15 protein-coding genes are annotated in these 19,176 nt (G+C 69.1%); 8 read left to right on the forward strand and 7 right to left on the reverse strand.

Features of this window, described 5'->3' with window-relative positions; all coding sequences use genetic code 11:
- Positions 1–152 precede the first annotated feature (152 nt).
- On the forward strand, positions 153–1,526 hold the full coding sequence (locus tag FPZ12_RS28665) for an FAD-binding oxidoreductase (protein ID WP_144762579.1): 1,374 nt from the start codon (positions 153–155) through the stop codon (positions 1,524–1,526).
- Between the two features lie 8 nt (positions 1,527–1,534).
- On the forward strand, positions 1,535–3,088 hold the full coding sequence (locus FPZ12_RS28670) for an acetolactate synthase large subunit (RefSeq protein ID WP_144762582.1): 1,554 nt from the start codon (positions 1,535–1,537) through the stop codon (positions 3,086–3,088).
- A gap of 580 nt (positions 3,089–3,668) precedes the next feature.
- On the opposite strand, the gene FPZ12_RS28675 is transcribed toward FPZ12_RS28670, so the two are convergent.
- Both FPZ12_RS28675 and FPZ12_RS28680 read right to left on the reverse strand, forming a co-directional pair.
- Positions 3,669–5,828 carry a 3-hydroxyacyl-CoA dehydrogenase NAD-binding domain-containing protein gene (locus FPZ12_RS28675; protein WP_144751002.1) on the reverse strand — a complete coding sequence of 720 codons (2,160 nt, stop codon included), beginning with the start codon at positions 5,826–5,828 and terminating at the stop codon, positions 3,669–3,671.
- Positions 5,829–5,832: 4 nt separating this feature from the next.
- Complete coding sequence (locus FPZ12_RS28680; protein WP_144751004.1) at positions 5,833–7,044, reverse strand: acetyl-CoA C-acetyltransferase; 1,212 nt, start codon at positions 7,042–7,044, stop codon at positions 5,833–5,835.
- Between the two features lie 109 nt (positions 7,045–7,153).
- On the opposite strand from FPZ12_RS28680, the gene FPZ12_RS28685 reads away from it, so the two are divergent.
- The 4 genes from FPZ12_RS28685 (at position 7,154) to FPZ12_RS28700 (ending at position 11,471) form a co-directional block, all read left to right on the forward strand.
- On the forward strand, positions 7,154–8,335 hold the full coding sequence (locus FPZ12_RS28685; protein WP_144751006.1) for a TetR/AcrR family transcriptional regulator: 1,182 nt from the start codon (positions 7,154–7,156) through the stop codon (positions 8,333–8,335).
- A 157-nt stretch (positions 8,336–8,492) separates the two neighbouring features.
- Complete coding sequence (locus tag FPZ12_RS28690) at positions 8,493–9,788, forward strand: acyl-CoA dehydrogenase family protein (RefSeq protein ID WP_144751008.1); 1,296 nt, start codon at positions 8,493–8,495, stop codon at positions 9,786–9,788.
- Between the two features lie 14 nt (positions 9,789–9,802).
- Positions 9,803–11,011, forward strand: coding sequence for an acyl-CoA dehydrogenase family protein (locus FPZ12_RS28695; RefSeq protein WP_144751011.1), 1,209 nt, complete (start codon positions 9,803–9,805; stop codon positions 11,009–11,011).
- 121 nt (positions 11,012–11,132) lie between these two features.
- Positions 11,133–11,471, forward strand: a complete 339-nt coding sequence (locus tag FPZ12_RS28700; protein WP_144751013.1) for a DUF1801 domain-containing protein — start codon at positions 11,133–11,135, stop codon at positions 11,469–11,471.
- A 261-nt stretch (positions 11,472–11,732) separates the two neighbouring features.
- On the opposite strand, the gene FPZ12_RS28705 is transcribed toward FPZ12_RS28700, so the two are convergent.
- On the reverse strand, positions 11,733–12,182 hold the full coding sequence (locus tag FPZ12_RS28705) for a hypothetical protein (RefSeq protein ID WP_144751015.1): 450 nt from the start codon (positions 12,180–12,182) through the stop codon (positions 11,733–11,735).
- 72 nt (positions 12,183–12,254) lie between these two features.
- Entirely contained in the window at positions 12,255–12,803 is a 549-nt protein-coding gene (locus FPZ12_RS28710) for a GrpB family protein (RefSeq protein WP_243770079.1), read from the reverse strand.
- Positions 12,804–12,863: 60 nt separating this feature from the next.
- Between FPZ12_RS28710 and FPZ12_RS28715 the strand changes: the two genes are divergently transcribed.
- Positions 12,864–13,499 (forward strand): YdcF family protein, encoded by a 636-nt coding sequence (locus FPZ12_RS28715; RefSeq protein WP_481726122.1) that lies wholly within the window; start codon positions 12,864–12,866, stop codon positions 13,497–13,499.
- A gap of 8 nt (positions 13,500–13,507) precedes the next feature.
- On the opposite strand, the gene FPZ12_RS28720 is transcribed toward FPZ12_RS28715, so the two are convergent.
- From FPZ12_RS28720 to map, 3 genes are read right to left on the reverse strand one after another with little or no spacing between them, the layout of a single operon-like run.
- On the reverse strand, positions 13,508–14,533 hold the full coding sequence (locus FPZ12_RS28720; protein WP_144751072.1) for an alpha/beta fold hydrolase: 1,026 nt from the start codon (positions 14,531–14,533) through the stop codon (positions 13,508–13,510).
- A 20-nt stretch (positions 14,534–14,553) separates the two neighbouring features.
- On the reverse strand, positions 14,554–15,390 hold the full coding sequence (locus FPZ12_RS28725) for an SDR family oxidoreductase (RefSeq protein ID WP_144751019.1): 837 nt from the start codon (positions 15,388–15,390) through the stop codon (positions 14,554–14,556).
- Positions 15,391–15,440: 50 nt separating this feature from the next.
- Positions 15,441–16,208, reverse strand: coding sequence for a type I methionyl aminopeptidase (gene map / locus FPZ12_RS28730; protein WP_144751021.1), 768 nt, complete (start codon positions 16,206–16,208; stop codon positions 15,441–15,443).
- 124 nt (positions 16,209–16,332) lie between these two features.
- On the opposite strand from map, the gene FPZ12_RS28735 reads away from it, so the two are divergent.
- Entirely contained in the window at positions 16,333–19,149 is a 2,817-nt protein-coding gene (locus FPZ12_RS28735; protein ID WP_243770082.1) for an AfsR/SARP family transcriptional regulator, read from the forward strand.
- Positions 19,150–19,176 lie beyond the last annotated feature (27 nt).

The raw sequence follows: 19,176 nt of genomic DNA on the forward strand, positions 1-19,176 counted from the left end.
CATGTTGGCCCCTCCCGTTGGCGTGTTTGCCGCACCCGTGCGCGTGTTGGCCACCCGCGCGGGCACCACCCCCACAGACGTGAAACATCTTCGCAACCCGCCAGGTAGGGTCCGTACTACGCTGCCCACAAGCGAGCACGGAAAGGCGGGTCATGGGAGACGTCGCGGCACGATTCGCCGAGATCGTCGGCGAGCACAACCTGCTCTCGGGCGCGCAGGTCGGTGAGGACTACGCGAGGGACGAGTCCCTCACCTGCGAGCCGCGCAAACCGGCGTACGTGGCCAAACCCGGCGCTGCCGAGGAGGTCGCCGCGCTGCTGAAAACGGCCGCCGAGCACGGGATCCCGGTCACCGCGCGCGGTTCCGGCAGCGGCCTTTCCGGCGCCGCGCGCCCGCGCGAGGACGGCCTGCTGGTGTCGTTCGAGCGGATGCACGCCGTACTCGAGATCGACGCCGACAACCAGGTCGCCGTCGTTCAGCCCGGCGTCACGCTGACGGAGCTCGACGAGCAGACGGCCGCCGCGGGCCTGGCGTACACGGTGTACCCGGGCGAGCTGAGCGCCAGCGTCGGCGGCAATGTCGGCACCAACGCGGGCGGGATGCGGGCCGTGAAGTACGGCGTCACGCGTAACAACGTCGTTGGCCTGCAAGCGGTCCTGCCCACCGGGGAGATCATCCGCACCGGTGGGAAGACGTCCAAGATCTCCACCGGCTACGACCTCACGCAGCTGATCATCGGCTCCGAGGGCACACTCGCGCTGGCCACCGAGGTGATCGTCAAACTGCACCCGCGGCTGGCGCACTCGGCCACGCTGCTGGCCCCGTTCAACGATCTCGACCAGGTGGTGCGCGCCGTCCCGAAGGTGATCTCCGGCGGGCTCGAGCCCAACATCCTGGAGTACATCGACAACCTGACGATGGCCGCGATCAGCTACAACGAGAAGCTTTCGCTCGGTATCCCCGACGAGGTCCGCGATGCCACGCAGGCGTATCTGGTGGTGGGGCTGGAAAACCGGGACGGCGACCGGCTCGACGGTGACGTCGAGCGGGCCGGGGAGCTGCTCGGCGAGCTGGGCGCCACGGACGTGTACGTGCTCGACGGCGGTTCGGCTCGGAAGCTCATCGAAGCGCGGGAAAAAGCCTTCTGGACGGCGAAATCCAGCGGCGCGGACGACGTGATCGACGTGGTCGTGCCACGCTCGGAGATGCCGGGCTTCCTCGCTAAGGTGCGGGAACTGGCCACGGCCGCCGAGTCCGGCGCCATCGGCTGCGGGCACGCCGGTGACGGGAACGTGCACCTGGCCATCTTCTGCAAGGATCCGGAAAAACGGCATCGGCTGCTGCACGACATCTTCGCCGCCGGGATGGCCGCCGGTGGCGCGATCTCGGGTGAACACGGGATCGGACAGGCCAAAAAGGACCATTATGTCGAGCTCGAGGACCCGGCGAAACTGGAGCTGCTGAAGCGAATCAAGCAGGCTTTCGATCCGCGGGGCATCCTGAACCCCGGCGTACTCTTCGACTAGGAGCAGCATTGAACGGCGCGCAATCGTTGATCCGCACGCTCGTCGACTCGGGTGTCGACGTGTGCTTCGCGAACCCCGGTACTTCGGAGATGCATTTCGTCGCGGCACTGGACACGGTGCCCGAAATGCGTGGCGTGCTCGCCCTGTTCGAGGGCGTGGTCACCGGCGCGGCCGACGGCTACGCGCGGATCGCCGGGAAGCCCGCGGCCACGCTGCTGCACCTGGGGCCCGGCCTCGGCAACGGCTTGGCGAACCTCCACAACGCCCGCCGCGCGTACACGCCGGTCGTCAACGTGGTCGGCGATCACGCGACGTACCACAAGAAGTACGACGCGCCACTGGAGTCCGACATCGAGGCGGTCGCGGGTTCGCTCAACGGCTGGGTCCGCACCTCCGGCAGCACGGCCGACGTGGGCGCGGATGCGGCAGCGGCCGTCGCGGCCGCACAGGACCCGCCCGGCCGCGTGGCCACGCTGATCCTCCCGGCCGATGTGTCGTGGGGCGACGGTGGTGCGCCTGTGCCGCCGGTCCCGCCGCGCACTCCGCACGCCGTGGCGGAAACGACGGTCAAGGCGGTTGCCGAGTTGCTGCGCGGCGGCGAGCGCGTCGCCGTGCTCGCCGGTGGCCCTGCCTGTCATGAGGCTGGTTTGCGGGCCCTGAGCCGGATCGCGACGGCGACGGGCGCCAAGCCGTTCTTGGAGACTTTCCCCGCTCGTCTCGAGCGTGGCGCCGGGCTGCCGGAAATCGAGCGTCTCGGGTATCTCGCGGAGCAGGCCGCGTACCAACTGGAGGGTGTCCAGCACGTCGTGATCGCCGGAACGAAAGCGCCCGTTTCGTTCTTCGCGTACCCGGGCAAGCCGAGCGAGCTGGTCCCCGAAGGCGCGCAGGTGCACACCCTCGCCGAGATCGGCCAAGACGTCGTCGCCGCACTCGAATCGCTCGCCGACCAGGTCGCCCCGGACACGGAACCCGTTCTGCAGCAAGCAAAGCGGCCCGAACTGCCCACCGGCCCGCTGACGCCGCAGAACTGGGTCGAGGTGATCGGCGCGCTCCTTCCGGAGAACGCGATCATCTCTGACGAAGCGAACACTTCCGGTCTCCTGCTCCCCGGCGCCACCTCCGGCGCACCACGGCACGACGTGCTCACCCTCACCGGTGGCGCGATCGGCCAGGGCCTGCCCGTCGCGACCGGTGCCGCCATCGCGGCGCCGGACCGGCCGGTGGTCGCGCTGCAGTCCGACGGCAGTGCCCTGTACACGATCTCGGCGCTGTGGACGCAGGCACGGGAAAACCTCGACGTGACAACGGTTCTGCTGAACAACCGCGCGTATGCGATCCTCCGCATGGAGCTGCAGCGGGTCGGCGCGGAAAGCAGCGGCCCGAAGGCGAACAGCCTGCTCGATCTGTCCACTCCGGACATGGACTTCGTGCGGATCGCGGAAGGCATGGGCGTTCCGGCGACCCGGGCCACCACCGCGGAGGAGCTCGCAGAGCAGTTCCGCGCAGCACTGGCGGAGCCGGGCCCGCACTTGATCGACGCGGCTGTTCCCTCGCTGCTTTAGGCTCTTCAGGGCGGATCGCGCCAGCGATCCGCCCTAGAGGTGGGTGCTCATCCCGTCGCCTGCCCAGCCCCACATCACTTTTCCCTGGGCCCGCAACCCCTCTCCCCAGCACGCGCCCGAAAGACCAGAGCTTGCGGGCCCAGGGGAAAGTGATAGCGCTTTCGCAGGCGACGGGATGAGCAGCCACCTCTCCCCCAACCACCCCCGCAACCGGCGGCCAAGCTACGGGCCGTGCCCATCCTGGAGCCTGCCTCCCGGCGAGGGAATCTTTTAATCTTTTTCTCTCGGCTTTCTTGGCCTTAGCTCAACCTGCGACAGCAACGGACGCGCGCAGGGCGCGCTGTGTGCACCCCTCCGCCGCCCCGATCCGTAAGTGTTTGCGATCTCGGCACTGCGTCAAGGCTGGAAAGATGCCTTGACCCAGCACCAAGATCGCAAAAGCAGGCTGGGGATCGGAGCGGCGGAGGGGTGTGGTCGTCGGGTGTTCCCGGCTTTCGTTGCCGGGCGGCGGGTTCCCCCAAACAAAAAAGCTGCCCCTCCCGGTGCTGTGGGGAGGGGCAGCTTTCTTCAGCGAGAGTGCTTACTCGAAGATCTCGCCGGCTTCGGCCTTCTTCACCAGCGACTCGGGCGGCTGGAAGTGGTCGCCGTAGCGCTCCGCCAGTTCGCGGGCGCGGGCGACGAAGCCCTTCAGGCCACCTTCGTACTGGTTGATGTACTGGATGACACCACCGGTCCACGCCGGGAAACCGATCCCGAAGATCGAGCCGATGTTGGCGTCCTGCACCGAGGTGAGCACACCTTCATCGAAGCATTTCACCGTCTCCAGCGCTTCCGCGAAGAGCATGCGCTCCTGCAGGTCCTTGAACGGGACGTTCCCGCTGCCGGAATTGAAAGCCTCCCGCAGGCCCGGCCAGATCCGGGTGCGCTTTCCGTCCACGTACTCGTAGAAACCGGCGCCCGAGGAACGGCCCTTGCGGTCGTACTCGTCCAGCATGCGGTCGATGACGGCTTCGGAGGCGTGCGACTTCCAGGTGCCGCCCGCCGCTTCGACAGCAGCCTTGGTCTCCTGCCGGATCTTGCGCGGCAGGGTCAGGGTCAGCTCGTCCATCAGCTGCAGCGGCGGAGCCGGGTACCCGGCCTGCGAACCGGCCTGCTCGATCGACGCGGGCTCGACGCCTTCACCGACCGCGGCAACGGCCTCGTTGATGAAGGTGCCGATGACACGCGAGGTGAAGAAGCCACGGCTGTCGTGCACGACGATCGGCGTCTTCTTGATCTGCAGGGTGTAGTCGAAGACCTTCGCCAGCGTGGCGTCCGAGGTCTTTTCGCCACGGATGATCTCCACGAGCGGCATCTTGTCCACCGGCGAGAAGAAGTGGATGCCGATGAAGTCTTCCTGCCGCTGCACACCCTGCGCGAGGCCGGTGATGGGCAGCGTGGAGGTGTTCGAGCCGAGCACGGCGTCCGGGTTGACGACGTTCTCGATCTCACCGAAGACCTTGTGCTTGAGCTCCTGGCTCTCGAACACCGCCTCGATCACGAAGTCGACGCCCTTGAAGTCCTGCGGGTCGCCCGTCGGCTTGATCCGCGCGAGCAGTTCGTCCGACTTCTCCTTCGTGGTCTTGCCGCGGGAAAGCGCTTTCTCCTCCAGCTTGACCGCGTAGCCCTTGCCCTTTTCGGCCGCCTCCTGCGAGACGTCCTTGAGCACCACGTCGATACCGGCCTTCGCCGAGACATAGGCGATCGCGGCGCCCATCATGCCGGCGCCGAGCACACCCACCTTCTTCGCGGTGTACTTCTCGAAACCGTCGGGCCGCGAGCCACCGGAGTTGATGTGCTGCAGGTCGAAGAAGAACGCCTTCGTCATGTTCTTCGCGACCTGGCCGATCGCCAGGCTGACGAAATACCGCGTCTCGATCAGGGTGGCCGTCTCGATGTCGACCTGCGCGCCCTCGACCGCCGCGGCCAGGATCGCGCGCGGGGCGGGCATCGGGGCGCCCTTGATCTGCTTGCGCAGGTTCGCCGGGAACGCGGGCAGGTTCGCCGCGAAAGCCGGGCTCGAAGGCGAACCGCCGGGGATCTTGTAGCCCTTGACGTCCCACGGCTGCACGGCATCGGGGTTGGCCTTGACCCACTCCTTGGCCTTCGGCAGCAGCTCGTCCACAGTGGACACCAGCTCGTGCACGAGGCCGAGCTCCAGCGCCTTCGCGGGCTTGTGCCGCTGGCCCTGCACGAGCACGTTCAGCACCGCGCTCTGAATGCCGAGCAGCCGCACGGTGCGCGCGACCCCGCCGCCGCCGGGCAGCAGGCCGAGGCTGACCTCGGGCAGGCCGATGACGTTGCCCTTCACGTCGGCCACGATGCGGTGGTGCGTGGCGAGCGCGATCTCCAGGCCACCTCCGAGCGCGGCGCCGTTGATGGCCGCCACGACGGGCTTGCCCAGCGTCTCCAGCCGGCGCAACTGGTCCTTCATCGCGTTGGTGCTGTTGGTGATCTCCTCGGCGTGCTCCGGCGTGGCCTGGATCAGGTCGTTGAGGTCACCGCCCGCGAAGAACGTCTTCTTGGCCGAGGTGATCACCACGCCGGTGATCGAGTCCTTTTCGGACTCCAGCCGTTCGACCGTGGCCTTGAAGGACTCCCGGAAGTCGGCGTTCATCGTGTTCGCCGACTGGTTGGGATCGTCAAGGGTCAGCACGACGATGCCGTCGGAGTCCTTGTCCCACTTGATGGTGTTGGTCATGTCCTCACACCCGCTCGATGATCGTGCCGATACCCATCCCGCCACCGATGCACAGCGAAAGCAGCGCGCGGCGCTGCTGCCGGCGCTCCAGCTCGTCCACCATGGTGCCGAGGATCATCGCGCCGGTGGCGCCCAGCGGGTGCCCCATCGCGATCGCGCCGCCGTTGACGTTGACCTTCTCCTCCGGCAGCTTCAGGTCCTTCATCCACTTGAGCACAACCGAGGCGAAGGCCTCGTTCAGCTCGAACAGGTCGATGTCGTCGACGGTCAGCCCGGCGGTGTCCAGCACCTTCCTGGTGGCGGGCGTCGGACCGGTCAGCATGATCGTCGGGTCGGAGCCGGTGATCGCGGCGGACACGATGCGCGCACGCGGGGTCAGCCCGAGGTCCTTGCCGACCTGCTCGTCACCGATCAGCACCAGCGCGGCACCGTCGACGATGCCCGAGGAGTTGCCACCGGTGTGCACGTGGTCGATCTTTTCGACCTGGTGGTACTTCTGCAGCGCCACCGCGTCGAAACCGCCGAACTCGCCGATGGTCTCGAAGGCGGGCTTGAGCTTGCCGAGGCTCTCCACGGTGCTTCCGGGACGCCGGTGCTCGTCGTGGTCGAGGATCGTGACGCCGTTGATGTCCTTGACCGGAACCACGGACTTGGCGAAGTAGCCGCCGGACCAGGCCGCCTCGGCCTTCTCCTGCGAGCGCACCGCGAACCGGTCCACGTCCTCGCGCGAGAAGCCCTCGATCGTGGCGATGAGGTCGGCGCCGATGCCCTGGGGGACGAAGTAGGTGTCGTAGTTCGTGGCCGGGTCGGTGAACATCGCGCCACCGTCGGAGCCCATCGGCACCCGCGACATCGATTCCACGCCACCGGCGAGGATCAGGCTCTCCCAGCCGGAGCGTACCCGCGCCGCCGCCTGGTTGACCGCCTCCAGACCGGAGGAGCAGAACCTGTTCAGCTGCACACCCGCGACGGTGTCCGGCAGGCCGGAGGCCATCGCCGCGCCGCGCGCGATGTCCGCGCCCTGGTCACCCACCGGCGAGACGACGCCGAGGATGATGTCTTCGATCTTGGCCGGGTCCAGGCCCGGGTGGCGCGCCTTGAGCTCGTCGATCAGACCGACCACCAGGTCGATCGGCTTGGTCCCGTGCAGGGACCCGCCCTTGTTCTTCCCACGAGGCGTGCGGATCGCCTCGTAGATGTATGCCTCGTTGCTCACACCGACGGCCTTTCCTCGGATGATGCTAATTTCCACTAACATAGTCCGCACATATGCGCTGGTGTCAACCGCTTGCGTCATGATTCACCGAAGCTAGAGTGGTCTCACCATGCAGCCCTCGAAAACCCGTCGCCCCGGGGACAGGAAGAGTCAGCTGGCCGCCGTCGCGGCCGAGCTGTTCCGTGCCCGCGGCTACCACGGCGTCGGGATCAACGACATCGCCGCGGCGGCCGGGATCACCGGGCCGGCGCTCTACCGGCATTTCGCGGACAAGCAGGCAGTGCTCGCGTACGTGCTCCTGTCGGCGGTGCGCGACATGGAGGCGGAGACGACGGCGGCGCTGTCGACGCTGGGGAGCCCGAGCGGCGAGCAGGTGGAGGAGCTGCTGAGCCGCATCGCGGCGGCCTCGGTCGAGCGGCGTGACGTGGCGGCGTTGTGGCGCTGGCAGGGGCGGCATCTGTCCCCGGAAGACCAGCGCGAGATCGGGAAACGCTCGGGCGTGATCCTCACCGGCTGGGCGAAGGTCCTGCTCGAAGTCCGTCCTGAGCTCAGCGCGGACGACGCGGAGCTGCTCTGCTGGGCCGCGCTGAGCGTCTTCGGCAGCGTGTCGGTGCACCGCACAACGGTCGCGAAGCGGCGTTTCGTGCAGCTGCTGGTCGAGCTGGCCAAGCAGGTCTTGTCCGCGGACCTGCCGCCGCAGGAGGAAGTGGACACCCCCAAACCCACGGGTGTCGGCACGCCGTCACGGCGCGAGCAGCTGATGGCGGAGGCCGCGGAGTTGTTCCGCCAGCGGGGTTTCCACGCCGTGAGCATGGAGGACATCGGCTCGGCCGCCGGCATCGCGGGCCCCAGCGTCTACCGGCATTTCGCCAGCAAGGCGACCCTGGTCTACGCGATCGGGCGCCGTTCGGCGGACCGGCTGGCGCTGGCGGCCGACGAAGTGCTGCGGAGCAGCACGGACGAGTCCGCGGCGCTGCGCGGGCTCGTCGATTCCTACGTGCAGGTGCTCACCGGCTCGCCTGAGCTGGCGGTGTCGTTCTCCGTGGACGGTGTCAACTTCTCCGAGGACGAACGCGCTGATCTGCTCCGCAGGCAACGCGAGTACGTCGGCCAGTGGGTGAACCTGCTGTGCGCGGCGCGGCCCGAACTTCCGCCGAAGGAAGCCAAGATCACCGTGCACGCGGCGCTCACCATCGCGAACGACCTCGCCCGCACGCGCCGCGTGAGCAAGCGGCCGAACCTCTCGGCCGAGCTGGTCGCGCTGATGCGCGCCGTACTGCGCCTTTCCTGAGCGTCCCCGCTCGCTGTGCACTCGTTCCGGTAAAGCCGGTACGAGGTACTCACCGATCCTTCCTGACTCGTGGTAACCTACTCGCCAGTAGGTAACGGTCTGATGGGAGTGCGACGTGGCAGCGCTCAACGGAACACCGCGGCGGAAGCGAGACGTCATGGGCGCCGCTCTCGCCGGGCTGACCAAGCTCGCCGGCAGCAGGACACTGGAGCGCACGGGGCTGCGCGCACCGGTGCAGAACCTGGTCGGCGCGGCGACGAAGAACGGCTTTCGCGTAGCGGGTGCGGCGAACCGCACGTTCAGCTCCGCGCGGAGGCTCGGCCAGCCCGCGCGGCCTCCGGCGCCTTCCGGGAAGGGTCTGTTCGACCTGACCCCCACCGAAGAGCAGCAGATGATCGCCGAGACGGTGGCCGAGTTCGCTGCCGAGCAGCTGCGCCCGGCCGCCGCCGAGGCGGACGCGAAACTGGCCCCGCCGGACGGCCTGCTGACGCGGGCCGCCGAGCTAGGCGTTACGCAGATCGGCATCCCCGAGGAGCTCGACGGCGCCGGCACGGAGCGGTCCGTGGTCACGAGTGCGCTGATCGCCGAAGCGCTCGCGCACGGTGACCTCGGGCTCGCCGTGGCGGTGCTCGCGCCCTCGGCGGTGAGCACGGCGCTCGTGCTCTGGGGTGACGCGCAGCAGCAGGCGGACTACCTGCCCGCGTTCGTGGGCGAGAACGTCCCGGCCGCCGCGCTGGCCCTGCAGGAAGCGCGCCCGCTGTTCGACCCGTTCAAGCCTTCCGTGCGCGCGAAGCGGACGCCTTCGGGCTACCAGATCGACGGGGTGAAGTCGCTGGTTCCCCGCGCCGCGCAAGCGGAACTGTTCATCGTCTCGGCCGATCTGGAGGGTCGCGGCCCGGCACTGTTCCTCATCGAATCGTCCACGCAGGGCGTCTCGATCGAGGCCGAGCCCGCGATGGGCCTGCGGGGCGCGGCGACCGGGAAGTTGTTCCTGGAGAAGGTGAAGCTGCCCGCGGGCGCGCTGCTCGGCGGCGGTTCGCCGGACGTGTTCACCGATGTCGTAAGGCTTTCGCGGCTGGGATGGGCGGCGCTGGCGACCGGTACCGCGAAGGCCGTGCTCGACTACGTCGTGCCCTACGTGAACGACCGCACCGCGTTCGGTGAGCCGATCAGCCACCGGCAGGCGGTCGCGTTCTCGGTCGCCGACATCGCGATCGAGGTCGAGGGCATGCGGCTGGTCACGTTGCGTGCCGCGGCTCGGGCCGAGCAGGGCAAACCGTACGCGCGCGAGGTGGCGCTCGCCCGGAAACTGGCCGCGGACAAGGGAATGCGGATCGGCAGCGCGGGCGTGCAGCTGCTCGGCGGGCACGGGTTCACCAAGGAGCACCCGGTGGAACGGTGGTACCGCGACCTGCGCGCGATCGGCATCGCCGAAGGCGTCGTCCTCCTGTAGAGAAGGGTTTTGCTGTGATCAACCTCGAGCCCCCGAAGAAGGCCGGCGCACTGATCAACCAGGCGTACCAGGCCGCTTCCCAGGTGCTGCGCCCGATTTCGCGGAAGTACGACCGCGCGGAGCACGCGTATCCGTCCGAATTGGACATGTTCGCCGCGGTGCTGGACGGGCTGAACTCGTCCGGCGAGGGCGGCGCGGGCGCGGCCGGGGTGCGCCGCGACGAGAAGGAGAAAGAGAAGGGCAACCGCAACGGCGGCAACCTGAACACGGTGCTCGGCACGATCGAGATGTGCTGGGGCGACGTGGCTTTGTTGTTGTCGATGCCGCGGCAGGGCCTGGGAAACGCGGCCATCGCGTCGGTCGCGAACGAGGAGCAGCTGGCGCGGTTCGGCAAGATCTGGGCCGCGATGGCGATCACCGAGCCGGACTGCGGTTCCGACTCCGCGGCGATCACCACCACCGCCGTCGAGGACGGCGACGCTTACGTGCTCAACGGCGAGAAGATCTTCGTGACGTCGGGCCAGCGCGCCGATGCCGTGGTCGTCTGGGCCACTTTGGACAAGTCGAAGGGGCGGGCAGCGATCAAGTCGTTCGTCGTGGAGAAGGGCACGCCGGGGTTCGAGGTCGTGCGGCTGGAGCACAAACTCGGCATCCGCGCGTCGGACACCGCCGTGCTGCGCTTCGACAACTGCCGGGTGCCGAAGGAAAACCTGCTGGGCAGCCCCGAGGTGGACACCAAGAAGGGGTTCGCCGGGGTCATGCAGACCTTCGACAACACGCGGCCGCTGGTGGCCGCCATGGCGCTCGGCGTGGCGCGGGCGGCGTTGGAGGAGACGACCCGCATCCTGGCCGAGGCCGGGGTGACCGTGGACTACGACAAACCGGCCAACACCCAGCACGCCGCGGCCGCCGCGTTCCTGGAACTGGAATCGGACTACGAGGCGGCGTACCTGCTGACGCTGGAGTCGGCGTGGATGGCGGACAACCGCAAGCCGAACTCGCTGCAGGCGTCGATGGCCAAGGCCAAGGCGGGGCGCTCGGTCGTGGACATCACGCTGAAGTGCGTGGAGCTGGCCGGTGCGTTCGGCTACTCGGAGGAGTCGCTGCTGGAGAAGTGGGCGCGCGACTCGAAGATCCTGGACATCTTCGAGGGGACGCAGCAGATCCAGCAGCTGATCGTGGCGCGTAGGGTACTCGGGAAGACTTCGGCCCAGCTGAAGTAACTTGTGCGGGAACGGGAATCCGCCCGGGTCGGTGCCTGCCGACCCGGGCGGTTTTCGTTGTGCGCACTCGTCGGTCCCGGCATCGGAGGTGGAGGTTGCGGTGGTGACATATTCTTGCTTCATGACTGACTGGAGAACCGAGACCGTCGAGCGGGTGCGCGCGCTCATCTTCGAGGCCGACCCTGACGTGGTCGAGGAAGCGAAGTGGCGCAAGGCATCGAACCCGGACGGGGTGCCGACGTTCTCGCATTCCGGTCTGATCTGCACGCTCGAGACGTACAAGGACAAGGTGAAGGTCACCTTCGCCAAGGGCGCGTCGCTCGCCGACCCGTCGGGCCTGTTCAACGCGAGCATGACCGCCGGCACGCGCCGTGCCCTCGACATCCACGCGGACGACAAGCTCGACGAGAAAGCCTTCCGCGAACTGGTGCGCGAAGCAGTCATCCTGAACGAGTCCTGACGCCGCGCAGTCCCATGCGGTCGCGGTCGACCGTCTCGGAACTGTGGTTCAACCACGTTTCCCGAGACCGGGTAGCCCTCCACTCACGGTCCATACGCTGGTGCAGGTCGTCCTGGAGTTGGCTGTCCGGAATCCGTCGCCGCACATCGTTCGCGAATTCGTTTATCGTCGCGCGTAGCTGCGTCAGGTGCATACCGTCGATCGGCCTCGTTCTCGCGATCTGACGATGGGCGTCCCTGACGCCGCGGTAAGCAACCGCTCTCAGAGGCGCGCCCGGACTTGCAGCACCGGATGCCCGAGCGCGCGGGCGAGTTCGATGAGTTCCTCGTCGGTGAAGCCGGCGCGGCCGGGGTTCCGGAGCTCGACGGCGAACCGGCCGAAGGCGCAGGGCCAGTGGTAGTCCAGCGCGTTCAACGTGGATTCGCTGCCACAGCACGGGACTTCGACCTCAAGCGTCGTGAAGCCGTTGTCGTAGCGGGAGGTCATCAGGTCGTCCCATTCGCGGAACTCGATCCGCGCGCCGCAGTGCGGGCAGCCGACCGCCGCCAGGTTCGACCCGCAGTCCATGAACTCGACGGCCTGGTGCCAGTACTCCTCGATGTGGGCCTCGCGCGCGAAGGTCCGGACCAGCTCGACGAGGCTCGCCGCGTCGTCGGGGTGGGGCTGCCAGTACGGGTTCGTCGGGACGATCTTGAGGATTTCGTCGCTCATGCCCCTCGCCCCGTTCCGGTGACCAGCACTCGTAGATCGAGACCCCGCGGGGAGGCGTTACAAGCCCGCGCGCTAACCCCGCCAGCCACCGCGCGCCAGGATCTCCGAGATCACCGGCCACTTCGCCTCCGCGTAGTAGTTCATGTCGCGCCACTCCTGCTTCGCCAGCTCGCGTTTGGTGGCCTCGTACAGGTCGCGGTCGGCGTCGCTGGTACGGAGCCGTTCCCGGAAAGCCAGGTACCGCCGCGTTTCCACGTTGTCCGGCGGGTAGCAGTGCAGGTTCACCGGCTCGTCCGGGTCACCGGCGCGAAAGCAGCGGTGTTGCGGCTCGCGCACGCGCAGGTCGTAGCCCGCCCGCTCCAGGTCCGGGAGGTACGCCTCCTCGTCGTCGGGATCGTCGATACCCACCACGATGTCGATGACCGGCTTCGCGGCGAGGCCGGGCACGGACGTGGAGCCGATGTGCTCGATCAGCCGCGCACGCTCCCCCAGGATCTCCCGCAGCTCCGCCGCCCGCCGCTCGAAGCGGGCCGGCCAGGCCGGGTCGTAGTCGACGATGGTGACCTTCGTGGGGCGCGGCCCCCGCACGAGCATCTTGGACAGCTTCTCGTCATCAAGCATGCGGCCTCCCTCTGGGCAGCGGAACAACATATCGCCGCGCACCGGGTACGGTCAATCGCCGTGAGGGAAGAACTCCGCGCCGACGTGCGAACCCTGTGGGACTACCACGATCTGCGCCACGAACCGCGCCCGGCGGACGTGGGGATCGGCCTCGGCAGTCACGACCTCGGCGTCGCCACGTGGTCCGCCGAGCTGTTCCACAGTGGACTGTTCCCGTTGCTGGTGTTCACCGGGGCCAACGCGCCCACCACCGTGGACCGCTTTCCCCGTGGCGAAGCCGTCCATTACCGCGAACACGCCCTCGACCTCGGCGTGCCGGACAGCGCGATCCTCATCGAGCCGGAAGCGCGCAATACCGGCGAAAACATCCAGTTCTCCCAGCGCGTCCTCGCCGGCCGGGAGATCAAGTCCGTGCTGCTCATCTGCCGCCCGTACCAGCAGCGGCGGGCGTACGCGACGTGCCGCAGGCGCTGGCCGGAGGTCGAGGTGCGGTGCACGTCGAAACCCCTGCCACTGGACGAATACCTCGCGAGCATCGGCGACGAGGACCGTGTGGTCAACATGCTCGTCGGCGACACGCAGCGCATCACCGAGTACGCCCGCCGGGGCTTCGCCAGCCCGCAGGAAATGCCCCACGAGGTGACAGCGGCCTACGCCCGGCTCGTCGAGGCCGGCTACACGAGGCGCCTGATCTAGGACGCGCTCTAGGCCACTTCGTCGAGGAAGTTGTCGATGTGGTGCCACGTCGTCCCGCGGGCCCGCCGACCGGTCAGCACGCCCAGGTGCCCGCCCGGCGCCGTTTCGAACCGGACAGACGGGGCGCCGTCCAGCAACCCTGTCAGCCGCTCCACGGCGCGCCGCGGCGCGATCGTGTCGTTCTCGCCCGCGATGACCAGGACCGGCACCTTGATCCGCGCCAGCGAGATGATCCGCCCGTTGAGGTCCACCGACCCCTCGGCGAGGTCGTTCGCGCGGAAGAACCGGTGGTAGATCTGGCCGAACGTGCGCCCGGGATAGGCGATCATGTTGTCCATGAAGTGGTCGACGGCCTCGATCTGCGCCAGGTAGTCGCGATCGTCGAGGTTCCGCAGGATCGCCAGCGGTTTGGTGATCTCCTTGTTGATCCCGGTCGCCCAGAACACGCGACCGACCACATAGGACGGTGCGCCGCCGAGCACCCGGTAGAACGGGGTCAGCAGATGCCCGCCGGTGGCCTCCACCAGCGGCCGGAACGGGGCGATCAGCGGGATCGCGGTGAAGTCGACCGGCGAGGCGACCGTGGCGATGGACCCGATCGGCAGCTCGTCCCCGCTCGCGGCCGTCAGCAGCGAGAACAGCCCGCCGAGGCACCACGCGACGAGGTGCACGGGCTGCCCGCCGGAGTCCTCGCTGACCTTCCGGATCGCCCGCGGCAGCACCTCGTCGATCCAGTGCTCGATGCCGAGGCGCCGGTCCGAAAAGGCCACATTGCCGTAGTCCACGAGATACGTGCGGCGCCCACCGGCCACGAGGTGCTCGGCGAGACTGCAGCCGCGACGCAGGTCGAAGCACAAGGCGGGCGCGGCCAGCGGCGGTACGAGCAGCACCGGCGGGCCGTCCGGCTCCTCGTCGGACACCAGCCGGTACAGCGAGCGGTTGGGCCCCTGGTCGATCAGCGTGCGCGGCACGGGCCGGAGGTCGGCGAGCCCGCCCCGGAACTTGCCGACCACGTTCGCCGCGGCGGCGGCCATGCTGACCGGGGACAAAGTGATCAAGAGTGCCGCACCTTCGCTTCGTACTCCGCGCGCTCGCCGGCGTGCGCCTGCATGAACACCTTATCCGCCCCGATGGTCCGCATGAACCACTCCGCGAGCGAACGCGGGAAGATCCGGCCGAGCCGCCCGGTGAGGTCCAGCGAACGCGGCACGAACACGTCGAACTTCGGCTCCTTGATCGTGGCCACGATCGCGGTCGCCACGTCCTCGGGCAGCACCGGTTTGAACAGCTTCGTCTCCACCAGCCCGTCGGCGAGGTGGGTGCGCACCACGGTCGGCATCACGCACGAAATGTCCACACCGGACCCGCGCAGCTCCTGGCGTACCGCCTCGGACAGCCCGACCACCGCGTGCTTGGTGGCGCAATACGTTGCGGCGCCGGGGAAACCGACCTTGCCGGCCTGTGACGCGACGTTCACGATGTGCCCGCGGGCGCGCGGCCGCATCCGGCGCACGGCTTCCTTGGTGCCGTGGATGACCGCGTGCAGGTTGATGTCCAGCTGCCGCGAAGTGGCTTCGTCGTCCTCCCGCTCCAGCGGGTTGAGCAGCATGATCCCGGCGTTGTTGATCAGCACGTCGATCGGCCCGAGCCGCCGCTCCACCTCGTCGAGGAAAGCGGTGAACGCCTTGGTGTCGGTGACATCGAGCCGCAGCGCGAGGGTTTCGCCGCCCAGTTCGCCCGCCGTCTTCTCGGCGCGCGCCTCGTCGACGTCCCCGATGACCACGCGCGCGCCCTCACGCACCAATGCCTTCGCGGTGCGCGCGCCGATGCCCTGCGCGCCCCCGGTGATGACGATGACCTTGTCGTGCAGCGTCTTTGCCATGCCGGACATCCTGCCGGTCTTGAGACGGATTTACCAGCAGGTGTAACAAGGGTGGCGCTTCAGAGCGCGGTGAGGATGCGCGGGCCTTCCTCGGTGACGGCCACCGTGTGCTCGACGTGCGCCGCGCGGGTGCCGTCGACCGTGAACAACGTCCAGCCGTCCTCGCCGTAGCGATAGTCGTCGCGCCCGCCGGCCACGAACATCGGCTCGATCGCGAGCACCATTCCCGGCCGCAGCCCGATCCCCTGGCCTGCCGGGCCTTCGTTCGGCACGTGCGGCTCTTCGTGCATCGCCCGGCCGACGCCGTGGCCACCGTGATCGGCCAGCAGCCCGTAGCCCGCGCCGCGGCCGACGACACCCACCGCGTGCGACACGTCGCCGAGTTTGTTGCCGGGTTCGAGCTGCGCGATGCCCGCCGCCAGCCCGCGCTCGGTGGTCTCGATCAGCTTCTCGTCCGCCGGATCAGCCGTGCCGACGATGAAGCTGATCGCCGCGTCGCCATGCCAGCCGTCGATGGAGGCGCCGAAATCCACACTCAGCAGATCGCCGTCGCGCAGCCGGTAATCGGTGGGGATTCCGTGCACGACGGCGTCGTTCACGCTCGTGCAGAGCACCGCCGGGTACGGGCTGGGCGCGAAGCGCGGGTGGTAGTGCAGGAAGGACGACTTCGCCCCGGCGTCGGAAATCAGGTCCGCGGCCTGCTCGTCCAACTCCAGCAGGCTCGTGCCGACCGCGGCGGAGCGGCGCAGCGCCTGCAGTACTCTCGCGACGAACCGGCCCGCTTCGCGCAGCACCGCCAGCTCGCCCTCGGTCTTCAACTCGATCAACGGGATCTCCTCGACGGTATAATTATACCGGTATTTTTATCACAGGGGTGCGGGCGCGGCAACGAGTCAGGATTCCGTATCGTCTTCACCTGCGAAGCCCGTCAATGGAGAGCACGCCGTGGAGATGCCGAACCAGCGAGCGACCTGGCGTTTCCGCCTGCTCGGCCGGTTCTCCGTCGAAACGGGCGGGAAACCGCTGGAGTTCCGGTCACGCCTGAACCGGACCCTGCTCGCCACCCTGCTCGCGCACCCCGGCGAGGTCGTCCCGGCCGACGATCTGATCGACGCCATCTGGCAGCGCCGCCCGAAGAACGCCATCAACAGCCTGCACGTGCTGGTCAAACGCCTGCGCGCCGCGCTCGGCGACGCCGACCGCATCCGCGCGGAGCCCGGCGGCTATCGCATCGAGGTCGCCGAGGGCGAGCTGGACCTGGTCGAGTTCACCACGCTCACCGAGGCCGCCTGCCACGCGCCGGACGAAGCGACGGAACGCGCCCGCCTCGCCACGGCCCTCGGGCTCTGGGCCGACGATCTGGCGCTCTCCCCGCTGGCGGAGCGTGAGCGGGAAGAGCTGGAGGAGTTGCGGCTGACGGCGTTGAGCCGGCGCATCGAGCTGGACCTGGAGGCCGGTCAGGCCGCCGTCGCGGTGCCGGAGCTGCGGCGGCTCACCCAGCGGTATCCGTTGCGTGAGCAGTTCTGGGCGCAGCTCATGCGCGCGCTGCACCAGACCGGCGCGCAGGCGGAAGCGCTTGCGGTGTATGCGAATGCGCGCGCGGTGCTGGCCGAAGAACTGGGCGTGGAGCCCGGCGCCCAGTTGCGAGAGCTCCACGCGGCGGCACTCACCGCCGAGGACACCCGCTGGGAGCCGGTGTGCCAGCTGCCCGCGCGGATCGAGGATTTCGTCGGCCGCCGGGCCACCCTGGCCAGGATCGGCGAGCTGCTCGAACCCGGCGAAACCACGCGGCTGCTGGTGGTCTGGGGGCAGCCCGGCGTCGGCAAGAGCACCCTCGCCATCCAGGCCGCGCACCGGCTGCGCGCCCGCTATCCCGACGGGCAGTGGTTCGCCACGTTGTACGACCGGCATTCCGGCCGCGCCTCCGCGCACGAACTGCTCGAACAACTCCTGCTGGCAAGCGGGCTCCCGGCGGGCCAGGTCCCGGCGCGGACAGGCGCGCGCTCGGCCGCGCTGCGGGCGCGCCTGGCCGACAAGCGCGTGTTGCTCGTGCTCGACGACGCCGCCGAAGCGGCGCAGATCGCCCCCGCGCTGCCGGGCACGGGCGGCTGCGGCGTGCTGATCACGTCGCGGCGTTCGCTGCTGGACCTCCCGGGTGGACGGCGGCTGCGCATCGACCCGCTCCGCACGGCCAGCGGAATCCGGATGTTGAACCAGATGATCGGCGCGGACCGCGTGGAGGCCGAACGCGAGCACGCCGAGGAACTCGTGCGGTTGTGCGGGGCGCTGCCGCTGGCGTTGCGGATCGCGGGCGCGCGGCTGTCGCTCCGGCCGGACGCCCCGTTGAGCACGCTCGTCGAGCGGCTACGCGGTGAGCGGACCCGGCTGGACGAGCTTGCGGTGGAAGGGATGGAGGTCCGCGCCAGCCTGGCGCTGACCTACGGCGGCCTCGCCGCGCCCGCGCAGGTCGCGCTGCGGCGGACGGCTTTGTTGCCGCGCACGGGTTTCCAGGCCTGGGCGCTCGGCGCGGTCACCGACGGCAGTGACGGTGAGCGGCTGGTCGAGGCGCTCACGGCGTCGGCGTTGTTGGAGCCGTGCGGCAATGCCCGCTATCGCACGCACGACCTCGTCGCACTCTTCGCGCAGGACGTCGCGTCCGAAGAGGACCAGACACCTTCACTGCGCAGCCTGCTCGACGTGCTGCTCGCGCGCGGCGAGGAGGTGCACCGGGAAGCGGCGCGGTGGACGGAGGAACTCCAGCCGTACCAAGGCACCAGCCGTCCCGAGGTGGACCTGCCACCGCTCGACTGCCCGCCCGGCGCGTGGGCGGCGCGGGAACGGGATCTGCTGCTGTCGGTGATCGACCAGGCTTGCGAAGCGGGCTGGCACGCCGACGCGGCCAGGCTCGCGGACCTCGTCGTGCCGGCGCTGCACCTGGGCGGCGGGTTCGAGATGCTGGCGGCGATCCGGCGTCGGATCGCCGAGACGGCGCGGGCCGCTGGCGACGAGCTGGTGGCGTGGCGGGCCGACTACGGGCGCGCGGAGGCGTCGCTGGCCGAGGACGTCAGCGAGTCCGAGCGGACGTTCGTCGCGTGCGCCAAGGCGTTCGAGGAGCTGGGGGCGACCACGGAACTCGTGTTCAGCCTGACCGGGGTGGCGTTCTGCCGGCTGATGCGCAACGAGCCGGACCTGGCGACGGCCGAGCGTGCGGTGGAGATCGGCGAGTCCGGGCCGGACCTCATCGCGCGGTGCATGGCCAATCGCACGTTGGCGCAGACGCTGCAGCAGGTGGACCGCACGCGGGAAGCGGTGTGGATCCTGAAGAAGACGAGCAAGGAGGCGGCGACGCTGAGCGTGCCGTCCCTTTCGGCGGGGTTGCTGCGCGAGCTGGCGCGCGCGGCGCTCCGGCTCGGCGACGTCGACACGGCAGACGCCGCCTGCGCCGACGCGGCCCCGTTGCTGACCGGCAACCCGCACGACGAGGGCTGGCTGCTGCAGCTGCGGAGCCGGGTCGAGACGGCGCAAGGCAGGTACTGCGAGGCCGCGACGACCGCCCGCCGTTCGCACGACATCTTCACGGACCTCGGCGACCGCCGGGCCGCGGCGAGCTCGCTGATCTGGCTGGCGGACGCGCTCTGGCACGGCGGGGACCGGCGGGACGCGGTCGCCCTGGCCCGCCAGGCAAGGGACGAACTGCGCGAGATGGGGTCGACCATCCTCGCGCCGCAAGCGGAACGCATCTTGGCGGAGGCAGCCAGGAGCGCTTGAGCCGCGGGCTGCGGTCCGCGGCGGTGG

The sequence above is a fragment of the Amycolatopsis acidicola genome, from assembly GCF_007713735.2.
GTDB lineage: Bacteria > Actinomycetota > Actinomycetes > Mycobacteriales > Pseudonocardiaceae > Amycolatopsis_E > Amycolatopsis_E acidicola.